This window comes from Nonomuraea sp. NPDC052129 (genome assembly GCF_040680095.1).
GTDB lineage: Bacteria > Actinomycetota > Actinomycetes > Streptosporangiales > Streptosporangiaceae > Nonomuraea.
Genome location: NZ_JBFAVX010000017.1, coordinates 108,337 through 127,408, shown reverse-complemented (window position 1 = coordinate 127,408; position 19,072 = coordinate 108,337). Strand labels below are relative to the sequence as shown.

At 68.9% G+C, this 19,072-nt stretch carries 17 protein-coding genes; 13 read left to right on the top strand and 4 right to left on the bottom strand.

Annotated features, from left to right (window positions below; genetic code table 11):
* Positions 1-28 precede the first annotated feature (28 nt).
* Both AB0L53_RS32460 and AB0L53_RS32455 read left to right on the top strand, forming a co-directional pair.
* Positions 29-679 (top strand): response regulator transcription factor, encoded by a 651-nt coding sequence (locus AB0L53_RS32460; RefSeq protein ID WP_358183259.1) that lies wholly within the window; start codon positions 29-31, stop codon positions 677-679.
* 63 nt (positions 680-742) lie between these two features.
* Positions 743-1,474 carry a DUF4328 domain-containing protein gene (locus AB0L53_RS32455; RefSeq protein ID WP_364001982.1) on the top strand — a complete coding sequence of 244 codons (732 nt, stop codon included), beginning with the start codon at positions 743-745 and terminating at the stop codon, positions 1,472-1,474.
* A 292-nt stretch (positions 1,475-1,766) separates the two neighbouring features.
* Here AB0L53_RS32455 and dnaE read toward each other — a convergent pair whose 3' ends face one another.
* The 3 genes from dnaE to AB0L53_RS32440 form a co-directional block, all read right to left on the bottom strand.
* Positions 1,767-5,381: a DNA polymerase III subunit alpha gene (gene dnaE, locus AB0L53_RS32450; RefSeq protein WP_364002242.1), complete on the bottom strand. Its 3,615-nt coding sequence runs from the start codon at positions 5,379-5,381 to the stop codon at positions 1,767-1,769.
* Positions 5,381-5,647: a DUF6504 family protein gene (locus AB0L53_RS32445; protein WP_357953631.1), complete on the bottom strand. Its 267-nt coding sequence runs from the start codon at positions 5,645-5,647 to the stop codon at positions 5,381-5,383. Before AB0L53_RS32445 ends, dnaE begins: the two co-directional genes overlap by 1 nt.
* Before the next feature lie 79 nt (positions 5,648-5,726).
* Positions 5,727-6,473, bottom strand: a complete 747-nt coding sequence (locus AB0L53_RS32440) for a GntR family transcriptional regulator (protein ID WP_364001978.1) — start codon at positions 6,471-6,473, stop codon at positions 5,727-5,729.
* A gap of 223 nt (positions 6,474-6,696) precedes the next feature.
* On the opposite strand from AB0L53_RS32440, the gene AB0L53_RS32435 reads away from it, so the two are divergent.
* The 9 genes from AB0L53_RS32435 to AB0L53_RS32395 all read left to right on the top strand — a co-directional run bounded on the left by AB0L53_RS32435 (position 6,697) and on the right by AB0L53_RS32395 (position 15,485).
* Positions 6,697-7,737, top strand: coding sequence for an ABC transporter substrate-binding protein (locus tag AB0L53_RS32435; RefSeq protein ID WP_364001975.1), 1,041 nt, complete (start codon positions 6,697-6,699; stop codon positions 7,735-7,737).
* Positions 7,734-8,552 (top strand): ABC transporter permease, encoded by an 819-nt coding sequence (locus tag AB0L53_RS32430; protein ID WP_364001972.1) that lies wholly within the window; start codon positions 7,734-7,736, stop codon positions 8,550-8,552. Before AB0L53_RS32435 ends, AB0L53_RS32430 begins: the two co-directional genes overlap by 4 nt.
* Positions 8,540-9,391 (top strand): ABC transporter permease subunit, encoded by an 852-nt coding sequence (locus AB0L53_RS32425; protein ID WP_364001969.1) that lies wholly within the window; start codon positions 8,540-8,542, stop codon positions 9,389-9,391. Before AB0L53_RS32430 ends, AB0L53_RS32425 begins: the two co-directional genes overlap by 13 nt.
* The gene (locus AB0L53_RS32420; RefSeq protein WP_364001966.1) at positions 9,388-10,464 is read left to right on the top strand and encodes an ABC transporter ATP-binding protein; all 1,077 of its coding nucleotides are present in this window, start codon (positions 9,388-9,390) and stop codon (positions 10,462-10,464) included. The genes AB0L53_RS32425 and AB0L53_RS32420 overlap by 4 nt, the downstream gene beginning before the upstream one ends.
* A 46-nt stretch (positions 10,465-10,510) precedes the next feature.
* Complete coding sequence (locus tag AB0L53_RS32415) at positions 10,511-11,167, top strand: HAD family phosphatase (protein WP_364001963.1); 657 nt, start codon at positions 10,511-10,513, stop codon at positions 11,165-11,167.
* 48 nt (positions 11,168-11,215) lie between these two features.
* Positions 11,216-12,922, top strand: a complete 1,707-nt coding sequence (locus AB0L53_RS32410; RefSeq protein WP_364001959.1) for a serine/threonine-protein kinase — start codon at positions 11,216-11,218, stop codon at positions 12,920-12,922.
* Between the two features lie 6 nt (positions 12,923-12,928).
* Positions 12,929-13,783, top strand: coding sequence for a virginiamycin B lyase (locus tag AB0L53_RS32405; RefSeq protein WP_364001956.1), 855 nt, complete (start codon positions 12,929-12,931; stop codon positions 13,781-13,783).
* A 61-nt stretch (positions 13,784-13,844) separates the two neighbouring features.
* Positions 13,845-14,792: a quinone oxidoreductase gene (locus AB0L53_RS32400; RefSeq protein WP_364001953.1), complete on the top strand. Its 948-nt coding sequence runs from the start codon at positions 13,845-13,847 to the stop codon at positions 14,790-14,792.
* Between the two features lie 81 nt (positions 14,793-14,873).
* Complete coding sequence (locus tag AB0L53_RS32395) at positions 14,874-15,485, top strand: LysE family translocator (RefSeq protein ID WP_364001950.1); 612 nt, start codon at positions 14,874-14,876, stop codon at positions 15,483-15,485.
* Positions 15,486-15,812: 327 nt separating this feature from the next.
* Here AB0L53_RS32395 and AB0L53_RS32390 read toward each other — a convergent pair whose 3' ends face one another.
* Positions 15,813-16,439, bottom strand: a complete 627-nt coding sequence (locus AB0L53_RS32390) for a hypothetical protein (RefSeq protein ID WP_364001947.1) — start codon at positions 16,437-16,439, stop codon at positions 15,813-15,815.
* Positions 16,440-16,446: 7 nt separating this feature from the next.
* On the opposite strand from AB0L53_RS32390, the gene AB0L53_RS32385 reads away from it, so the two are divergent.
* Both AB0L53_RS32385 and AB0L53_RS32380 read left to right on the top strand, forming a co-directional pair.
* A complete protein-coding gene (locus AB0L53_RS32385; RefSeq protein WP_364001945.1) occupies positions 16,447-18,588 on the top strand; it encodes an SGNH/GDSL hydrolase family protein in 2,142 nt (713 codons plus the stop codon).
* An 18-nt stretch (positions 18,589-18,606) separates the two neighbouring features.
* On the top strand, positions 18,607-19,065 hold the full coding sequence (locus tag AB0L53_RS32380) for a hypothetical protein (RefSeq protein ID WP_364001942.1): 459 nt from the start codon (positions 18,607-18,609) through the stop codon (positions 19,063-19,065).
* Positions 19,066-19,072: the final 7 nt, after the last annotated feature.

The following is a 19,072-nucleotide window of genomic DNA, read 5'->3' as shown; positions in this document are numbered from 1 at the left end:
GGCGTCGGCTGATCCTAGAGTTGTGGGCGTGACTATTCGCGTGCTCATCGCCGACGATCAACAGCTTGTACGTACCGGATTTCAGATGATTTTGGATGCGCAACCGGACATGGAGGTCGTGGCGGCGGTCGCCGACGGCGCGGAGGCGGTGTCCGAGGCCCGGCGGCTCAGGCCGGACGTCTGCCTGCTCGACATCCGGATGCCCAAGCTGGACGGCATCGAGGTGACCCGTGCCCTGGCCGGTCCCGGTGTCGAGAACCCCATGCGGGTCGTCATCGTCACCACCTTCGATCTGGACGAGTACGTCTACGGCGCGCTGCGGGCGGGAGCCCTCGGGTTCCTGCTCAAGGACAGCGGGCCCACCCTGCTGATCGAGGCGGTCAAGGCGGCGGCGAGCGGTGACTCGCTGGTGTCGCCTTCGGTGACGGTACGGCTGCTGCAGCACCTGGCCCAGCCCAAGGTCCGCGTCCCCGTCCCGCTGAACGACCCGCTGACCGACCGCGAACTGGACGTCGTACGCCTGGTGGCGCGGGGCCGGACGAACCAGGAAGTGGCTGGCGAGCTGTTTGTCTCACTTTCGACGGTTAAGACCCATCTTGGGAGTATTCAACGGAAGCTCCGTGTCCGTAATCGGGTGGGAATCGCAGCTTGGGCGTGGGAATCCGGTGTCGTCGGATGATAAATGTCGTCAGCTGATTAACACGGAGCCTGGCGGGATAGAAGTGAAGCAGAACCTCAGCGCATGGCCCGGGGGGAGAACAACGTGCGCTACGCCCAGGCACCGCCCACTAGGGCCGCTTCTGTCGTCTACGTGACCCTTGCCGCACAGGTCCTCTCCCTGGGCGCTCTCGTGATCTTCGAACAGGCCCGCGGCCGTCGCCTCGCCACCCAGCTCGCCGCGTTCGGCGGCCGCCCGCACGGCGCCGACGCCCAGGCGGTGGTCGGGGCCGTGACGGTGTTCGCCGTGCTGATGATGCTGGTCGCGGGCACGGCGATCGCCGCCGCGGCGGCCTACGTCACCTGGCTCATCCGGGCCCGGCAGGCCAACGACCGCTCGGCCCCCACGGGTCCGGTGGCCACCGCCTGGCTGATCCCCGGCGTCAACCTGATCGCGCCGCCGCTCCTGCTGGACCAGGTGTGGCGCGGCGCCCGCCCGCCCAACGACCGGCGGCCCCGCTGGCTCGCCCTGCTGGCCGCCTGGTGGCTGACCTGGCTCGCCATGCTCGCCCTGGTGACCGTCCGCCTCCCGCTCGGCTCCTCGTCGGGCGACCTGACGGGCATCGGCCTCCCGGAGCTGGCCTGCGCGACGGTGTCCGCCCTGCTGTGCGCGGCCACGGTCCGCGACATCACCCGCATCCAGTGCTCCACTTCCCGCGCCCACAGCCGGGGCCGGGCCCGCCTCCGCACCGCGGGCACGGTGACCCAGCTCCCCACACCACCCACGGAGCCCACCCCGCTCGAACAGACAGGTTGAGAGCCGAAACCTCATGCCAAGCCATGCCCCCGGAGACGGCTGAGAAGACGCCGTAACGGCGGCCGGCCACGTGCCGGTCAGCGGGCGTCTTCCTGGAGGCCCCTGGCCACGGTCGGCGGGTGGCGGTGGGGGCGGCTGTGCCGTAAAAGAAAAATGGTGGAAGGATCACACCGCGCCAGGACCCGAGCTCCCCTGACCAGGCCGGAATCACGCCGCGTCAAGACCCGAGCTCCCCTGACCAGGCCGGAATCACGCCGCGTCAAGACCCGAACTTCCCTGGCTGAGGCCGGAATCACGCCGCACTAGGCCCCGAACTCCCCTGGCTGGCGTGCCAGAGGCGGCGGGTGGGCGGCGCGACCACCGGCCCCAGGTCCGCGTACGGAGACAGGCGGAAGCCGTTGGCGTACTCGATGCGGCGCCCGCCGACCCCGCCCGCATCCTCGGGAGCCTGGTCGAGCAGCGCTCTGACCGCCTCGATCCCGCTCGATCGCCACAAGGCGTCAAGGTCGACCAGGTTCCAGCAGTCCACCGCGCGCATCGAGATCGCCCGCGTCCCCGTACGCCGGACCACGCCCCGCGCCACCATCAGCCACGACCCGAACACCGTCGCCGCGCACCGCCCCTGCACCGACTCGAAGAACGTCAGGTCGATCGGCCCCGTCGAGTCGTCCAGCGTGGTGAAGATGACGCGCTGCCCCGAGCGTACGGCGGGCGTCTGGGTGGCCACCTTGACCCCGGCGACCAGCACCTCGGCCCCGTTGCGCTGGGTCAGCAGGTCCTTGGAGCGCACCACCCCGATCGCGTCGAGCAGTTCGTCGTGGAAGCTGATGACGTGGCGGCTGATGTCGATGCCCAGGATCTCCAGCTCGGCCTCCACCATCTCGCTCTCGGTCATCTCGGGCAGTTCGCCGGGCGCGATGTGCTCGGCGAAGCCCAGCGGGAGCTGCACCGCCGCTTCCTCAGCCCGGACAACAGGACGAGCGGCGGGCGGGGTGTAGCGCTTGGACTTCGCGGCGGACGGCTTGACGCCCGACGTGGAGGCCCGTTCGAGGACGCCGACCTGGGCGATCAGGTCGCGGCGGGTCAGCCGCCCCGGCCGCCAGCGCGCCCCGCCCGGATGCAGGTCGTGCAGGTCGTCGAGGCCGCCCACCTGGACGATCCGCTCGATGACCGGCCGCGACGGGCGGGCGCGGTCCCAGAAGTCGGCGATCGACGTGTACGGCTGGCCGGCCACCATGCGCCCCACCTCCGCCTCGCTCACTCCCTTGATCGCGGAGAACGGCACGCGCAGCGCGTAGCCCTTCCCGATCTCCCCGACCCGGAAGTCGCCCGGCTCGATCCTGAGCCGCACCCGTGGGCCGAGCCGCTCCACGCGCCAGTCCCTGCCGGACCTGTTCACGTCGAGCGGCAGGATCTCGACCCCGCACTGCCGCGCCTCGTCGATGATCACGCGTTGCGGGTACATGCCGGGCTCATGTGTGAGCACCCCGGCGAAGAACGCGGCCGCGTGGTGCCGCTTGAGCCAGGCCGACTGGTAGGTGGGCAGCGCGAACGCCGCCGCGTGCGCCTTGCAGAACCCGAACGCCCCGAACGCGTCGAGCACCTTCCACGCCTTGTCCACGGCCGCGTCGCCGAACCCGTTGGACTTGGCCAGCGGCACGAAGTGCTTGCGCACCCGCTCGCGCCCCTCCGGCGAGGCCAGCGTGCGCCGCAGCGACTCGGCGAAGGACAGGTCGCGGCCCGTCATCACCTCGATGATCTTGAGTACCTGCTCGTGGAAGACCACGACGCCGTGCGTCTCCTTCAGCGCGCCGCGCAGCCGCTCATGCGGATAGTGCGGCTTGCGCCACCCATGTCTGGCCTCCAGGTAGGGCGTGACCATGTCGGAGTTCACCGGCCCCGGCCGGAACAGCGAGATGTCCACGATCAGGTCGTGCATCTTGCGCGGCTCCAGCTTGGCGACCAGCTCGCGCTGGCCGGGCGACTCGATCTGGAAGCAGCCGAGCGTACGGCTGGCGCAGATCATGTCGTAGGTGGCCTGGTCGTCGTGGGGTACGTACTCGACGCCGGGCTCCGAGCCGTGCTGCGTGTCGAGCTCGACCACGACGTCGTCCACCCGCTGGATCTCGCTCAGCGTGTAGGCCATCGCCGACTGCATCCGTACGCCGAGCACGTCGAGCTTGAGCAGCCCGGCCTCCTCCACGTCGTCCTTGTCGAACTGCGACATCGGGAACTCCAGCAGGCTCCGCTCCACCGGCGTCCTGTCACGCAGCCCCGCGTTGCCGATGAGCACCCCGCACGGGTGCAGCGCGATGTGCCTGGGCAGCCCGTCGAGCCGCTCCGCCAGCCGGAACACCCGCTCCAGCCCGGCCTCGCCGAGCCGGCTGTCGCGCAGCTCGGGCAGGTCGTTCAGCGACGCGGTGATCTGCTTGGCCCTGATGTGCGGGAACGCCTTGGCGATCGCGTCGATCTCGTACGGCGGCAGCCCCATGGCCCCCGCCACGTCCCGGATCGCGCTGCGCGCCCGGTAGGTCTCCATCATCGAGACGCAGGCCACCCGCGACTCGCCGTACCTGTCGAAGATGGCCTTGTAGCAGTCGAGCCGGCGCGCGGACTCCACGTCCACGTCGATGTCGGGCAGCCCGATGCGGCCGTCGGACAGGAAGCGTTCCATGAGCAGGCCGTGTTCGAGCGGGTTCACCTCGCCGATGCCGATGAGGTAGTTGACCAGGCTGCCCGCTCCCGAGCCGCGAATCGCGCAGCGGATGCCCATGCCACGGATCATGTCGGTGATGCCAGCCACGGCTATGAAATATCCGGACAGACGTTTCCGCTCGATGACATCCATCTCGGCCCGCAGGCGGTCCCTGGCGTCGCCGGAGCGATCCAGCCCGCGCGAGCTCAGCCCGTCCTCGACGCGGTGCCGCAGCAGCGGCACCGGATCGCGGCCGACCTCGGGAAGGTGCAGGTTCGGCGGGTCGTGCTTCAGCGCGAGCAGGTCCACCGGGTTGATCGCGCACGCCTCGGCCAGCGTGCGGGTAGCGTGCAGGAGGCGGCCGATCCGGTCGGGGTCGGCCCCGCAGATCTTGGCCGCCACCTGCCACATCTCCTTGGTGCCCTTGAGGTAGGCGTGCGAGGTGGTGCGCTCCAGGTGGCGCGGGTGCAGCGGTACGAGCTGCCGCGCCGCGTCGAGCACGTCGCCCACCTGGTGGTCGGCGGGGTCCAGGTATCTGACGGCGTTGGTGAGCACGGCCGGCACGCCCCGGGACTCGGCCAGGGCGAGCATCCGGACGGCGGTGGTGGCGTCGCGGAAGCCGTACTGGTCGACCAGCTCGATCACCACGCCCGGCACGGTGGCCAGCCACAGGTCGAGCAGCGCCCTGGCGTGCTCGTCACGCCGCTCGGCCACGGCGCGGCCCACGTCGGAACGCGGCCCGAGCAGCACCGTCAGCCCGCCCCCGGCCACGGAGGCGATCAGGTCGCGCGTCACCTCGGGCGCGCCGCGCTCGCCCGCGTAGTGGGCGGCCGTGACCAGGCGCACCAACGAGGACCAGCCGCCCGCCCTGGCCAGCACCGTGACCCGGTCCTGAGCCCCCGGCCCGGTCCTGACCCGCCCCCGGCCGACCGGTCCGGTGCCGGTCCGCTCCCAGCTTCCCGGCCCGCTCCTCGGGCTTGGGCGGGCCGCGGAACCCGCCAGCGCGAAGTTGACCCCGAAAACCGAGGCGATCCGGGCCTCCGCGCACGCCTGGGCGTGCTTGATCGCGCCATAGAGACCGTCGCGGTCGGTCAGCGCGAGGATGTCCATCCCGTCCTCGGCCGCCCGCCGCACCAGTGCCTGCGGAAAGGCGGTGCCATAGCGCATCGAGTAGGCGGAGCTCACGTTCAGGTGAGGGAACGGCGGCGCCATCAGTCCCACGCCCGCAGGAGCAGCCACCCGCCACTGGCGGTGTCGAACCGCAACTCGTAGGACCCGAGCTCGCGTCCCGGGCTGGCCTCCACCCGCCAGAACTGCCGCTCACCGGGATCGTTCTCGTCGATCTTCCACCACTCGCGGGCCACCACCCACTGGTCGAGGACACGGCGGACGAGATAGAGGCGATCGCGCCAGACGAACTGGGTCGGCTGCCCGTCCCGGGTCCACACCTCTATCGGATCGCCATAGAGTCTGCTCAAGACGCTTCTCCCCGCGGCTCTGGTGCCTATGCTGAGCCACCCGGGGGAAGGCGGGCGCTTATGTCTCGAACATATGTTCTTACGCCCCGAAACGCAAGTCGCCTGCCTGCCGCACCAGAGGATTGGCGTCGATCGAGTTGCGGATGCTGAAGACCACGCTGCCCGCCCGGTAGCGGTCGTCCGACCACTCCACCGGCCTGCCCTCGTGCGTGGTGGTGATGCGGCGCTGGCGAAGCAGCGGGCTGCCGCGCCGTACGCCCAGCAGACCGGCGTCCTGGACGCCCGCGGAGACGGCGTCGATGAGGTGCTCGCCGTAGGCGAAGACCAGCCCGATCGAGTCGTACAGCGCCTCGGTGACCGACTCGCAGCCGGGCGCGAGCCCTTCTACGGCGGCGGCCACCCATCCCGCGTACACCGTGCGCTCGACCAGGACGGGCTCGCCCTCCAGTGTGCGCAGCCGGAGCACGTCGAGCACCTCTTCGGTGCCGAGCCTGGCGGCCTCGGCGGGGCCGGCCGCCCTGCGCTTCTGGGCGATCACCTGGCCGCCGTAGCGGTAGCCGTTGGCGCGCGCCCACTGCGCGAAGCTGTGCAGCTCGGCGAAGCTCTGGCTGCGTACCTTGCCCAGCACGATGCGCCTGGCCCCCTGCCGGGAGCCGACGATCCCCTCGGCGACCAGCACCGCGACCGCCTGGCGTACGGTGCCGCGGGCGGCGCGGTAGCGCGCGGCCAGCTCCGCCTCCGTGGGCAGTTGCGAGCCGATCGGATGTACGCCGGTGAGTATGTCGTCCCGCAGCTCACCGGCGATCCGTTCATAACGCGCAACCATCCGCGACCTTTCGCATTCATGAAAGAGCAATCTTCATGGGACTTACTTGTGCTGGCTTGTTTGTACAAGTTCCTCTAACTTCTTTCCACACCCCCCGGAGAGTGGAGCCAACGTGTTCACACCTCGTACTCGCGCGGCAGGCGTCATCGCAGCCCTTACCGTAGCCACGGCGGCGTGTGGCGCCGCCCCTGGCACACAGGAGACCAAGGCGTCAGAGGGCGGGGTGAACGCGAAGACCGCCACCTCCGCCGCAGATTTCGGCGGCTTGGACAAACTCGTCGAGGCGGCGAAGAAGGAGGGCAACCTCCACGTCATCGCGCTGCCGCCCGACTGGGCCAACTACGGCGAGATCATCAAGGGGTTCACCGCCAAGTACGGGATCAAGATCGAGAGCGAGGACCCCGACGCGGCCAGCGCCGACGAGATCACCGCGGTGAAGACCCGCAAGGGCCAGGACCGCGCGCCCGACGTGCTCGACCTCGGCCAGTCGTTCGCGATCAGCGGCGCCAAGGAGGGCCTGTTCGCGCCCTACAAGGTGCAGGCGTTCGACAAGATCCCCGAGGGGCAGAAGGAGCCGACCGGGCTCTGGACCAACGACTACGGCGGCTACGTGTCGATCGGCTGCGACGCCAAGAAGATCAGCGCCTGCCCGACGAGCTTCGCCGACCTGCTCAAGCCCGAGTACAAGGGCAAGGTCGCGATGAACGGCAACCCGACCAAGTCCGGCTCGGCCTTCGCCGGCGTCTACGCCGCGTCGATCGCCAACGGCGGCTCGTTCGACGACATCCAGCCTGGCCTGGAGTTCTTCAAGAAGCTGAAGGCGGCCGGCAACTACAATCCGGTCGAGACCACCCCGGCGACGATCGAGAAGGGCGAGACCCAGATCAGCATCGACTGGGACTACAACAACGCCGCCTACGCGCCCGAGATGTCCGCCAAGGGCCTCGACTGGAAGGTGAACGTCCCCTCGGACGGCAAGTACTTCCAGATGTACGCCCAGGCCGTCAACAAGGACGCGCCCCACCCGGCCGCCGCCCGCCTCTGGCAGGAATACCTCTACAGCGCCGAGGGCCAGAACCTCTATCTCAAGGGCTTCGCCAGGCCGGTGCTCCTGCCGTCCATGACCACCGACGGCTCGGTCGACAAGGCCGCCGCCGAGGCGCTGCCCAAGGTCGAGGGCACGCCCACGTTCCCCACCCCCGAGCAGGTGGACGCGGCCAAGGCCAAGCTGGCCAGCGGCTGGGACGCCGCTGTCTCGGGATGACCCGCGCCAAGGGGTGGCTCGGCGCGCTGCCCCTGCTGGTCTTCTTCGCGCTGGTCTTCGGCATCCCCGCCATCGCGCTGGTGGCGGGGGCGTTCACCGCGAACGGCCAGCCGAGCCTGGCCAACATCGGCCAGAGCCTCCAGGGCGGCTACCTCACCGCGATGGCCGGCAGTGTCCAGCTCTCGGCCGTGGTGGGGCTGGCCGGGGCCGTGCTCGGCACGTTCCTCGCCCAGGCCGTGGTGACCTCCCGGTTCGCCCTGCTGCGCGAGGCGGTGCTGACGGCCTCCGGCGTGCTGGCCAACTTCGGCGGCGTGCCGCTGGCCTTCTTCTGGATCGCCACCCTCGGCAACTCCGGCGTGATCAGCGGGCTGCTCGGGCTGCCGTCCGGCGCGCTGTACACCTTCTGGGGGCTGGTGATCGTCTACCTGTACTTCGCGATCCCGCTGATGGTGCTGGTCATGGCGCCCGCGCTGGACGGGCTGCGGCCGCAGTGGCGCGAGGCGGCGGCCAACAACGGCGCGACGGCCTGGCAGTTCTGGCGCTTCGTCGGGCTGCCGGTGCTCACGCCGGCGATGCTCGGCGGGGTGGTGCTGCTGTTCGGCAGCGCGTTCGCGGCCTTCGCGACGGCCAACGCCATGGTCGGGACCGTGGTGCCGCTGGTGACACTGAAGATCGCCAGCGCGCTCACGGGTGACGTGCTGATCGGCTACGAGAACATCGCGCTCGCGCTCAGCCTCGACATGATCGTGGTGGCCGGGCTGGTCATGGCGATCTACCTGCCGCTGCAGAAGAGGAGCACCCGATGGCTGCGCTGACCGGGCTGGAGCCGGTGACCGCTCCGCCGCGCGCGCCGTCCCGGCCCAGGTTGTGGCGCGGGGCGGTGCTCCTGCTGGCCGGCGCGTACTTCCTGATTCCGCTCGGGGCCTCGCTCTGGTACACGATCTACACGCCCACGACAGGGGTGTCGTTCGCGGCTTACGGGGAGTTGCTGACGGCCGAGGGTTTCGGGTCGTCGCTGCTGCTGTCCATGTCGCTGGCCGTCGCGACGATCGTGCTGGCCCTGCTGCTCACCCTGCCGGCGATGCTGGCCGTACGGCTCAGCGCGCCGCGGCTGCGTCCCGTGATGGAGGTGCTCTGCACGCTGCCGCTGGTGGTGCCGCCGATCACGTTCGTGGCGGGGCTCAGCACGTCGCTGCGTACCGGCACGGACGTGCTCGCTCCGACGCCGTTCTGGGCCACGCTGATCGCGGTGCAGAACCCGGCGTTCCCCGTCGTGCTCGTGCTCGCGTACGTGGTGCTCGTGCTGCCCTTCGTCTACCGCTCGCTCGACGCCGGGCTGCGCACCATGGACGTGCGCACGCTCGTCGAGGCGGCCCGCAACCTGGGCGCGTCGTGGCCGCACGTGCTGTTCCGGGTGATCATCCCGAACCTGCGCTCGGCCCTGGCCAGCGCGTCGTTCCTGACGCTCGCCCTGGTGCTGGGCGAGTTCACCGTGGCCAGGCTGCTGGGCTACCAGCCGTTCGCGGTGTGGATCGTGACGATCTCCGGGTCCAAGGGCCAGGTGTCGGTCGCGGTGTCCATCCTCAGCCTGCTGCTCATCTGGCTGCTGCTGCTCGCGGTGTCCACCGCGTTCTCGGGAAAGGAGCGGAAATGACGGCTCAGGTGGAGTTCCGGGGGCTGCGGCGGGTGTTCGGCAAGACGGTGGCGCTGGACGGCTTCGACCTGACGATCGCGCCGGGCGAGTTCGTCGCGCTGCTGGGTCCCTCCGGCTGCGGCAAGACGACGGCGCTGCGGTGCGTGGCCGGGTTCGAACGGCCCGACTCCGGCGCCGTGCTCATCGACGGCTCGGACATCACCGACGTGCCCGCCAACAAGCGCGACGCGGGCATGGTCTTCCAGTCCTACTCCCTCTTCCCCAACCTCAACGCCCGCGACAACGTCGCCTTCGGCCTGCGCGTACGCAAGGTGCCCGTGGCCACCAGGCGCGCCAAGGCGGTCGAACTCCTCGAACTCGTCGGCCTCCCCTCCCACGCCGACCGCTTCCCGCACCAGCTCTCCGGCGGCCAGCAGCAGCGCGTCGCCCTGGCCCGCGCGCTGGCGCTGAAGCCGCGGGTGCTGCTGCTCGACGAGCCGCTGTCGGCGCTCGACGCCAAGGTACGGGTCTCGCTGCGCGAGGAGATCCGCCGCCTCCAGCTCGACCTCGGCATCACCACCATCTTCGTCACCCACGACCAGGAGGAGGCGCTGTCGATCGCCGACCGGGTCGCGGTTCTGCGCAACGGCCGCCTGGAACAGTGCGGGCCGCCCGCCGAGGTGTACGACCGCCCGGCCACCCCGTTCGTGGCCGAGTTCGTCGGCACCATGAACCACCTGGCCGGGCACGTCTCGGGCGACCAGGTGACGGTGCTGGGTCAACTGCTGCCCGTGGACGGCGAGCCCCCCGGCACCCTGGAGGTGGACGTACTGATCCGCCCCGAGGCCGTACGGGTGACCCCCGCTCCGGAGGGCACGGCGGAGGTGCTCGCCGCCTCCTTCCGCGGCGCCTCGGTCCGGCTCCGGGTGGCGCTGTCGGGGGGTGAGGTGCTGGCCGACGTACCGGGCCACGAGGCGCTGAGCCTGGCACCCGGCACCCGGGTGACGGTCCGCCTGGTGGAGCGTCCCGTACTGGTGGCCGAGAGAACGGTCACGGTCCCCTCCCCCGCCTCGGAACCGGCCGATGCCGTCTGAGCCGCCGTCACCGGAGGCGCCGTCTTCAGGGGCACCGTCATCGGGAGTGGCACTGTCGGAAGTGGCATCGTCGGAGGCGCCGCAGGCCGTCCTGTTCGACATGGACGGCACGCTGGTGGACACCGAGGGCCTCTGGTGGCAGGCCACGGCCGCGGTGGCCCGGACGCTCGGCGTCGAACTGGGCCCCGCCGACACCCCGGACGTCCTCGGCCGCGCGGCCGAGGACGTGGCGGCCCACCTGCTGGCCACCGCCGAGCCTCACCCCAGCTTTCCCAGCGGGGCCCGCCGACACCCCGACATTGCCCGGCAGCTCATCGATGCCTTCGCCGCGCGCATCGCCAGGCAGCCCGGAGGCGTGCCGCTGATCCCCGGCGCCCTTGACCTCCTCGGCGAACTCCACACCGAAGGCATCCCGACCGCCCTGGTCAGCGCCTCACCGCGAAGCATCGTCCACCTGGTGCTGCCCCTCCTGGACCACGACTTCGACCTGATCGTGACGGCCGAGGACACCGCCCGCGGCAAGCCGCACCCGGATCCGTACCTGATGGCCGCGAACCGGCTCGGCGTGGACCCTCGTCGCTGCGTCGCGATCGAAGACAGCCCCACCGGAATCGCCGCCGCCACGGCCGCCGGCTGCCGCGTCATGATGATCGACGCCGGACGGGGACTACCCGGCTTGGACTCCCTGCGCGATGTCATGTGAGCGTCGAGTCATCCGCCAATCAGGCAGAAGTCGGTAAGCTAGCCCGCCGTGAGCGGTGAATCCCCCCAGATCGGGCGCTACAGGTTGCTGAGCGTCCTGGGCCGAGGCGGGATGGGTACTGTCCACCTGGCCGAAGATGCCGCTGGGCAGCGGGTCGCCATCAAGGTGATCAACCCGGAGCTCAGCCAGCACGAGCAGTTCCGGATGCGGTTCCGCCGGGAGGCCGATGCCGCGCAGCGGGTGCGCAGGTTCTGTACGGCCGCGGTGCTCGAGGCGGCGCTCGACGGTGATCAGCTCTACGTCGTCACCGAGTACGTGCCAGGACCCAATCTGGAGGAGGCCGTCCGGCAGTCGGGGCCGCTCAAGGGGTCCAGCCTCGACGCGCTGGCGGTCAGCGTGGCCACCGCGCTCACCGCGATCCACGGGGCGGGGGTCGTGCACCGCGACCTCAAGCCGTCGAACGTGCTGCTGTCCCCCGTCGGGCCGCGGGTGATCGACTTCGGCATCGCGCGGGCGCTCGACACGCTGGGCGGAGTCACCGGGACCGGCGAGCTCATCGGCACGCCCCGGTACATGGCGCCCGAGGTGCTGCGTGGTGAGCCGGTCTCGCCCGCGTGCGACGTGTTCTCGTGGGGCTCGCTGATCGTGTACGCGGCGAGCGGGAAGGCCGCGTTCGGCGGCGACACGCTGCCCGCGACCGTCTACCAGGTGCTCAACACCGAGCCGGCGCTCGACGCGGTCGAGCCGGGGCTGCGGGAGCTGGTCAGGGCGGCGCTGCGCAAGGATCCGGCCGCGCGGCCGACCGCGCAGCAGTTGCTCGACCATCTCGTGGGGCGTTCGGTCGCCCCGGAGCAAGGCATCCAAACTGTCCAGGCCGTCCAGGCGGGACATCCTGAGCAGGCCGTCCAGGGAGTACGACCTGAGCTGGCCGCCCAAACCGCTCAGGTGGCCTGGCAGCACGGGACCACGGCGTTCACCGCGGAGCAGGAGCAGCCGGTCAGAAAGCGCCGGAGCAGCCGGGTCGTGGTCGGGGCGATCGCCGCGGCCGTGGCGGTGCTGGTCGCCGGGGGTGTCACGGCCTGGGCGACGCTCCGGGACAGTGGGCCGCCGCAGCTCTCCGTCCTCTACCGGGAGGACTTCACGCAGACCGGTGGCGGCTGGGACGGCACCTACGATCCGACCGACGAGTACAGCTACGGCTACCGCACCGACGGCATGTACGGGCTGGACGTGGCCGACGACGACGAAGAGCACCTGGTGAAGGCCCCGGCGCCCTTCCTGATCGCCACGCCCACCCCGGCGCCCAGCCCGTCGGCGACGCCCACGCCGATGCTGCCCCACACGGTGGTGGTCGGCGTGACGGCCCAGGTGAAGCGGTCCGTGGGCACCGGCGAGTACGGCGTCTTCTGCCACAACAGCGCCGACGGCACGTACTACGAGTTCGCCCTGAACACCTCCGGCATGGCCCGCATCCGGCGCATCTCCGACGGCTCGGGCGGCACGCTGGCCCAGCCGGTGCAGGTGGACGGGCTGCAGAAGGACAGGAAGGCCAGGATCGAGGCCTCCTGCGAGCAGGACGGCGGCGCCGTGCGTTTGACCATGTGGGTGAACGGCGAGAAAGTCCACCAGGTCGACGACCCCAACGGCATCGGCAACGGCTATGTGGGCCTGTTCGCGCGCACGTCCAAGGACGCGACGTCGGTGCTCAAGACCACCTTCGACGACTTCGAGCTACGTGGGAGAAAGGAACCCTGACCACACATGCTGATCGAGATCTCTGACGGCGCGCCGTACGGCATCGCCACCGGCCCTGACGGCGCGCTCTGGTTCACGCTCGTGCACCAGGGCCGGGTCGGCAGGCTGGTGCCGGGTGCGGAACCCGTGATCCACCAGCTCGACCCGGCGGACGGCGGGCCGACGGTCATCGTGCCGGGAGCCGACGGGGCGATGTGGTTCACCGAGTTCCAGGGCGGCCGGGTGGGGCGGATCACCGGGTCGGGTCAGGTGACGTCGTTCGAGGCGGAGGGCGCCTACGGGATCGCCGCCGGGCCGGACGGGGCCATGTGGTTCACGCGGATGCAGGCCGACAAGATCGGGCGGATCGCGGCGGACGGGGCGCGGACCGAGTTCGAGATCCCGGTGATGGGCGGCATGCCCGCGGCCATCACCGCCGGGCCGGACGACGCCCTCTGGTTCGCCCTCAATCAGGGCAACGCCATCGGCCGCATCGCGCTGTCGGGCGCGGTGACGATCCACGAGCTGCCGACGGAGGGGGCCGCGCCGGTGGGCATCACGGCGGGCCCCGATGGGGCGCTGTGGTTCGTGGAGATCGGCGCGGGCCAGATCGGCCGCGTGGACCTTTCCGGAAAAATTACTGAATATCCGTTGCCGGATCGGGCCTGCCGGCCGCACGCCATCATCGCCGGGGCGGACGGCGCCCTCTGGTTCACCGAGTGGGCCGCCGACCGCGTGGGCCGCATCACGACCGAGGGCGACCTCAAGGAGTACGAGCTACCGTCGCGCGGCGTCCAGGCCGAGCCGCACGGGCTCACGGTGGGCCCCGACGGCGCGATCTGGGTCGCGCTGGAGGCGGGCGCACTGGCCAAGATCGAGTGAAACACCCAAGGTTCTGTCGGAAGGTGGAATCGAGGGTGCGGACAAGAGGTTGACTAGGGGCATGCGTGCCATAGTCATCACCGCCCAGGGCGGCCCAGAGGTCCTCGAGTACGTAGAGCGTCCCGACCCGGAGCCAGGTGACGGGGAGATCGTGGTCGACGTCGCGGCCAGCGGCGTCAACTTCATCGACATCTACCACCGCTCCGGGGCGTACCCGCTCAATCTGCCCAGCCCGATCGGGTCGGAGGGAGCGGGTGTCGTCTCCGCCGTAGGCCCCGATGTGTCGGACGTGTCCGTCGGCGACACCGTGGCCTGGGCCAGCGTGCTCGGCAGTTACGCCGAGAAGGCCGTGGTCCCGGCCGACCGGGTGGTGCCCGTGCCCGCCGGCGTTCCGGCCGAGGTGGCCGCCGCGGTGATGCTGCAGGGCATGACGGCCCACTACCTCACGCACTCCACGTACGAGGTGAAGCCGGGTGACAGCGTCCTCGTACACGCGGGCGCCGGCGGCATGGGCCAGCTGCTCATCCAGCTCGCCAAGCTCAGGGGCGCGACCGTGCACACCACCGTCTCCAGCGAGGAGAAGGAGAAGGTGGCCCGCGCCGCCGGGGCCGACGAGGTGCTGCGCTACGACGACTTCGTCGACGTGCTGCGCAATCAGGTGGACGTGGTCTACGACGGCGTCGGGGCGGCCACGTTCGACGGCGGGCTGGCGGCGCTGCGTCCGCGCGGGCTCATGGCGCTGTACGGGGCGGCCAGCGGGCCCGTGCCGCCGGTCGATCCGCAGCGGCTCAACAAGGAGGGCTCGCTCTTCCTGACCAGGCCGACGCTGGTCAACTACATCGCCGAGCGGGAGGAACTGCTGTGGCGCGCCTCCGACCTGTTCGGATGGATCGCCGACGGGCTGCTGAAGATCAACATCTCGCAGCGTTATCCGCTGGCCGAGGCGGGCCGTGCGCATGAGGACCTTGCCGCCCGCCGTACGACGGGCAAGCTGCTCCTGATCCCCTGAGTCCTCCTGGAGACGCGTCGGGAGGTGGCGCGCGCATGGCCGCCTCCCGCCGTACGAGGGGTGTGAACTACGCTGCCGAACATGGACATCGCCCCCTCCATTTGGTCATTTGCCGCAGTGGTCGCCCTCCTGACCATCACGCCGGGCCTCGACACGGCGCTCATCCTGCGTACGTCACTGCTGTCCGGCAGACGCCCGGCCTGGGGCGTCGTGCTGGGCATCCAGCTGGGCACCCTCTCCTGGGGCCTGCTGACCGCGGTGGGCCTGTCCACGCTCCTGGCCGCCTCCCAACTGGCCTACGACGTCCTGCGCTGGGTGGGTGCCGCGTACCTGGTGTGGATGGGTATCCGCATGCTCGTGACCAAGGCGAGCACGCAGGAGGGCTCGCCGGAGACCGGCTTCCGCACCGGCTTCCGGCGCGGCCTGTTCACGAACCTGCTGAACCCCAAGGTGGGCGCCTTCTACGTGGCGATGCTGCCGCAGTTCATCCCGGCGGACGCCCCGCACGCCGCCATGGGCCTGCTCCTGGCCGGGGTTCACGTGGCCGAGGGCCTCGTGTGGAGCACCGTGCTGGTGGGCTTCGCGGCCCTCATGAGCGGCGCGCTGCGTACTCCGGCCGTCAAACGGCTGCTGGATCGCGTGACGGGCGTCGTGATCGTCGCCTTCGGCCTCCGTCTGGCCTTGGACAACTAGGTATCGAGCTAGAGCGCTCCGGTCAACCATGCGCACGTCACGGCGCCCAGTCTCGCATCCGGAGGAGCGTGCCCCTGATGACCATCGGCTGCTTACGGGACCTCCATCGCCGACACAGCACCGCATCCGAAGCTCGCCATCTTCTACTTCGCAACCTTCATCAGCGTTCGCGCCGCACGAGCGTCTGCGTAGCGTAGATGATCGAGCCGCCGGCAATGGGGGTCATGAGAGTCCCCGGCCGGCAGTCGACGCAGCTGATACTGAGCACTCCTCGGCCTGGCCACCTCCGCTGGCTGGCCTGTCAGGCCAGCCGGCAGTCGTTCGGCATCATTCAGCCGCAATGATCGCATCGGCCTTTTCGACCCATGCCCTGAAGATCGGTGCAGCGGCTGCAAGCTCCTCCTTGTGTTCAGCGAGGAGCCTCTGTTCGTATGCGATTCGTACGGTTTTATATATGCCCACGAGGTTGACGTCTCTTTGGCAGCTGGCATCCACTCCAGCCACTCGCTTCTCTTCTTCCGTCGCCGGGGAGGAAGATTCGCGTGACATCCATTGCGGATCGTGCGGCGGTTCGACTGGACTCTCGTAGCGAAGACCGTTCTTCTGCACACAGGCCCTCCAAGCGGAGACTGCCTGCTTTACCCTGCTGTCCCGCATTGCGGACACGCGAGAATCAACTGCCAGGGCACGCGGGTCGGCTGGGAGCCTGAGATTCTTTCCGAAGATATTCCGATTGGCATCGCCGATGCAGCCTTCGCTCGGTATCTGCTTGCCTTCTTTCGTTGTGGATGCGCGCCCATCGTAGGCGATCATTTCTTCTTTGGTTGGGACGTGACTTGGTCGCACTCTCGCGATTGCAGCCAGTTTCGGATCCACGCTGGCGCGTAAATATCCCTTCGTCGTTGCGGTGTCCGGATCGAGATAATTAAGGTGGAACCAGCTCCACTCGACCACCGACCCCATGATGAAAGTCAACAACGACAACACTGACAAGATCGAGAACTGGTACTTCGCGCTCTGGGCGTACAACAGCGGCTATTATCCTCTGGCAAACGCGAACGGCAATGACGCGAACGGAAAACCGAATAATGGAGCGTGGGGACTCGGGTGGCTCAACAACCCGATCAACCCACGCTATGTGCAGGGTCGCAGCATGTTCATGGAACTCCCCGCAGACGCGGCGCACCCGCAGGACTGGCCGTACCAGGAGAAGGTCATCGGGTGGGCGGCCTACTCCATCGCGAAGTCTCAGGGCAGTTCCTGGGAGCCCGGCTTCCAGCCAGCCTGGTGGAACGGCACCCCCGCCACCCCGGCTGAAGAGAATCGCCGCCGGGCCATTCCCGGCCCTGAGCTCCTCTGCCTGGCGTCCAACGAATGCGTAGTGGGAACCTCGAACACCCCCGACCCCGTGGAGTTTCCCAACGAGAAGCCGGGCCCCTGCAAACGCACAGCCGATCTGAAGTGCTGGTTCCACGTCGCGATCATCTGGAAGAACGACTGCAATGCCCAATGCGGTTTCTGGACGGCCAAATACCCAGCGGGCGCGGCCGAACCGCCGGACGCTGTGCCCGGCGGCCCCAGCGATCCCTTCAAACCGAACTGCACAACCACCGGTCTGCCTGCCGGCGCACTCATCATCGATGACGTACCCGTCAACGTTCCAGCGCGCCCCGGCTGCACCAAGAGCTGGACCAACTCGGGCGCGCTCACCTTCACCTTCAAGGAAGATCCCTACAACCCGGGCACCTATCCGGCCCGAGGGGACTTCCACCAGCTCGGCAATGGCTTCGGAGCGCACCAATGGTTCGCTTACATGCGGGACACCACGTCGAACGGCGATGCTATGGAGATCGTCGGTACGTGGGAACTGCACCAGGCGATCAACGGTTGGGCACGGTTGCTGGTTCATGTGCCACAACGACGTGCGCACACCCAGCAGGCGCCATACATCATCGATCTCGGCAACGGCAAGACCAAGAAGAGGTACCTGCCGCAGCTCACCGAGCAGAACAAATGGGTGAGCCTAGGGGTGTTCAATTTTGCGGGCACGCCCAAGGTGAAGCTCGGCACACTGGCGGAAACCGGTGCCGGCGACGGGACGGACGCGGTCTCCTGGGACGCCATCGCCTTCCAGCCCCTACCGGGCAAGCCGAAGCACATTGTCGCTGCCCTCGGCGACTCCTACTCCTCGGGCGAAGGAGCGGGTAGCTACTACCGGGAGTCCGACGCGCTGCACGGCACCCCCGACTGGAACGGCTGCCGCCGCAGCAAGAACGCGTGGAGCAGGAAACTTCACCTCTATGGCCTTTCTGGAGAACTCGGCCCACTGTCCGACACTTGGAGCACCAATGCCGAACTCGGCTTCGTCGCCTGCTCCGGAGCGCAGACGCAGAACGTGCGAGACTGGTCCTTTGCGCAGCGACAGCCAAACGGGGAAGGCCAGTTCAAGGAGCAGAACCAGGTCAACTCCGGGGTCTTGGACGAGAACACCACCCTGGTGACACTGACCCTCGGCGGAAACGACAACCAAGCATTCACGTCCGCGATGATGGACTGCGCGCAAGGCGCGTGCTCCCTCGATTCCGGGTTCCTGCCGAAATACAAACAACTCGCTGACGCCATGATTCCGGATCTAGAGTGGACCGTCCGAGACATCGCCCAAAAGGCGCCCAATGCCCAGATCCTTCTCGTCGGTTACCCGGAGCTGATTGCCCGCGATAGGGAGTGCGATTCTGCTCTTATCTCGGCCTCGGAAGCCGCCGCACTCAATGAGCTGGCGAATTACGCGGACGGCAAACAAGCGCAGATGGTGACCACGCTGGCCGGCGGGAGCAGCCCCATCAAGGTAGCCTACGCCAATCCGGTGAATACGTTTATCGGCCACGGCGCGTGCGCGCTTGACACGGAGTGGATCAACGCCGTCGTCAATGGTCCGACCGGCGATGGCGACTTCCATGAAGGCGATCCCGCGACACAATTCTGTATCCTGTGGGAGTCGTTCTGCCTCAGCCGGGAATCCTTCCATCCCAAGGCCGCAGGCACGACAGCGTACGCCACTGTGGTCGATAGTGCATTAAACGCCATTGGCTACAAGGGTTCGTAGCAGAGTATACTTCCGGCCATGACCTACCAGCGGGCGCAACGGCGTGAGCCCACCAGTCGCAAGGCGAGAGTCTTGGTGGGCATCGTCGTTGCACTCGTGGTCGCCGCCCTCGGAGTGGCTGCCTTTTATGTGTGGGCCGGTATATCGCTGCGTTCTTACCAGGACAACCAGCAAAAGCTGGATATGGCCAACATGCGTCAGCGCGCAGACATGATCAAGGAGCGCCTGCACGAGCACAGCCAGGACGGCGCATTGACCGACACCGAGATCAACGAAGCTGTTCTGCGGTATCCTTGGCGCGCCTCCCGCGGTGAGACAGAGATACAGGTCACTGTGCGCATACAGGCTTCTACGCCGGTCGGTCCACGTTGTTTCACATACTCTCTCGCCCTCCCTCTGCAGGGACAATCACAAGTCACGCAGCAGGAGACGTCGTCGTGCGACGAAGCCAGCCACCATCCCGAGTTTGGTTCTTGAGCGTCGA

Bases quoted from the DNA above. Each gene is read 5' to 3' on its own strand.
- AB0L53_RS32440 (WP_364001978.1), bottom strand. From the start codon at position 6,473: ATGGTTGCGCGTTATGAACGGATCGCCGGTGAGCTGCGGGACGACATA.
- AB0L53_RS32455 (WP_364001982.1), top strand. From the start codon at position 743: ATGGCCCGGGGGGAGAACAACGTGCGCTACGCCCAGGCACCGCCCACT.
- AB0L53_RS32420 (WP_364001966.1), top strand. From the start codon at position 9,388: ATGACGGCTCAGGTGGAGTTCCGGGGGCTGCGGCGGGTGTTCGGCAAG.
- AB0L53_RS32425 (WP_364001969.1), top strand. From the start codon at position 8,540: ATGGCTGCGCTGACCGGGCTGGAGCCGGTGACCGCTCCGCCGCGCGCG.
- dnaE (WP_364002242.1), bottom strand. From the start codon at position 5,381: ATGGCGCCGCCGTTCCCTCACCTGAACGTGAGCTCCGCCTACTCGATG.
- AB0L53_RS32400 (WP_364001953.1), top strand. From the start codon at position 13,845: ATGCGTGCCATAGTCATCACCGCCCAGGGCGGCCCAGAGGTCCTCGAG.
- AB0L53_RS32395 (WP_364001950.1), top strand. From the start codon at position 14,874: ATGGACATCGCCCCCTCCATTTGGTCATTTGCCGCAGTGGTCGCCCTC.
- AB0L53_RS32385 (WP_364001945.1), top strand. From the start codon at position 16,447: ATGATGAAAGTCAACAACGACAACACTGACAAGATCGAGAACTGGTAC.
- AB0L53_RS32380 (WP_364001942.1), top strand. From the start codon at position 18,607: ATGACCTACCAGCGGGCGCAACGGCGTGAGCCCACCAGTCGCAAGGCG.
- AB0L53_RS32430 (WP_364001972.1), top strand. From the start codon at position 7,734: ATGACCCGCGCCAAGGGGTGGCTCGGCGCGCTGCCCCTGCTGGTCTTC.
- AB0L53_RS32405 (WP_364001956.1), top strand. From the start codon at position 12,929: ATGCTGATCGAGATCTCTGACGGCGCGCCGTACGGCATCGCCACCGGC.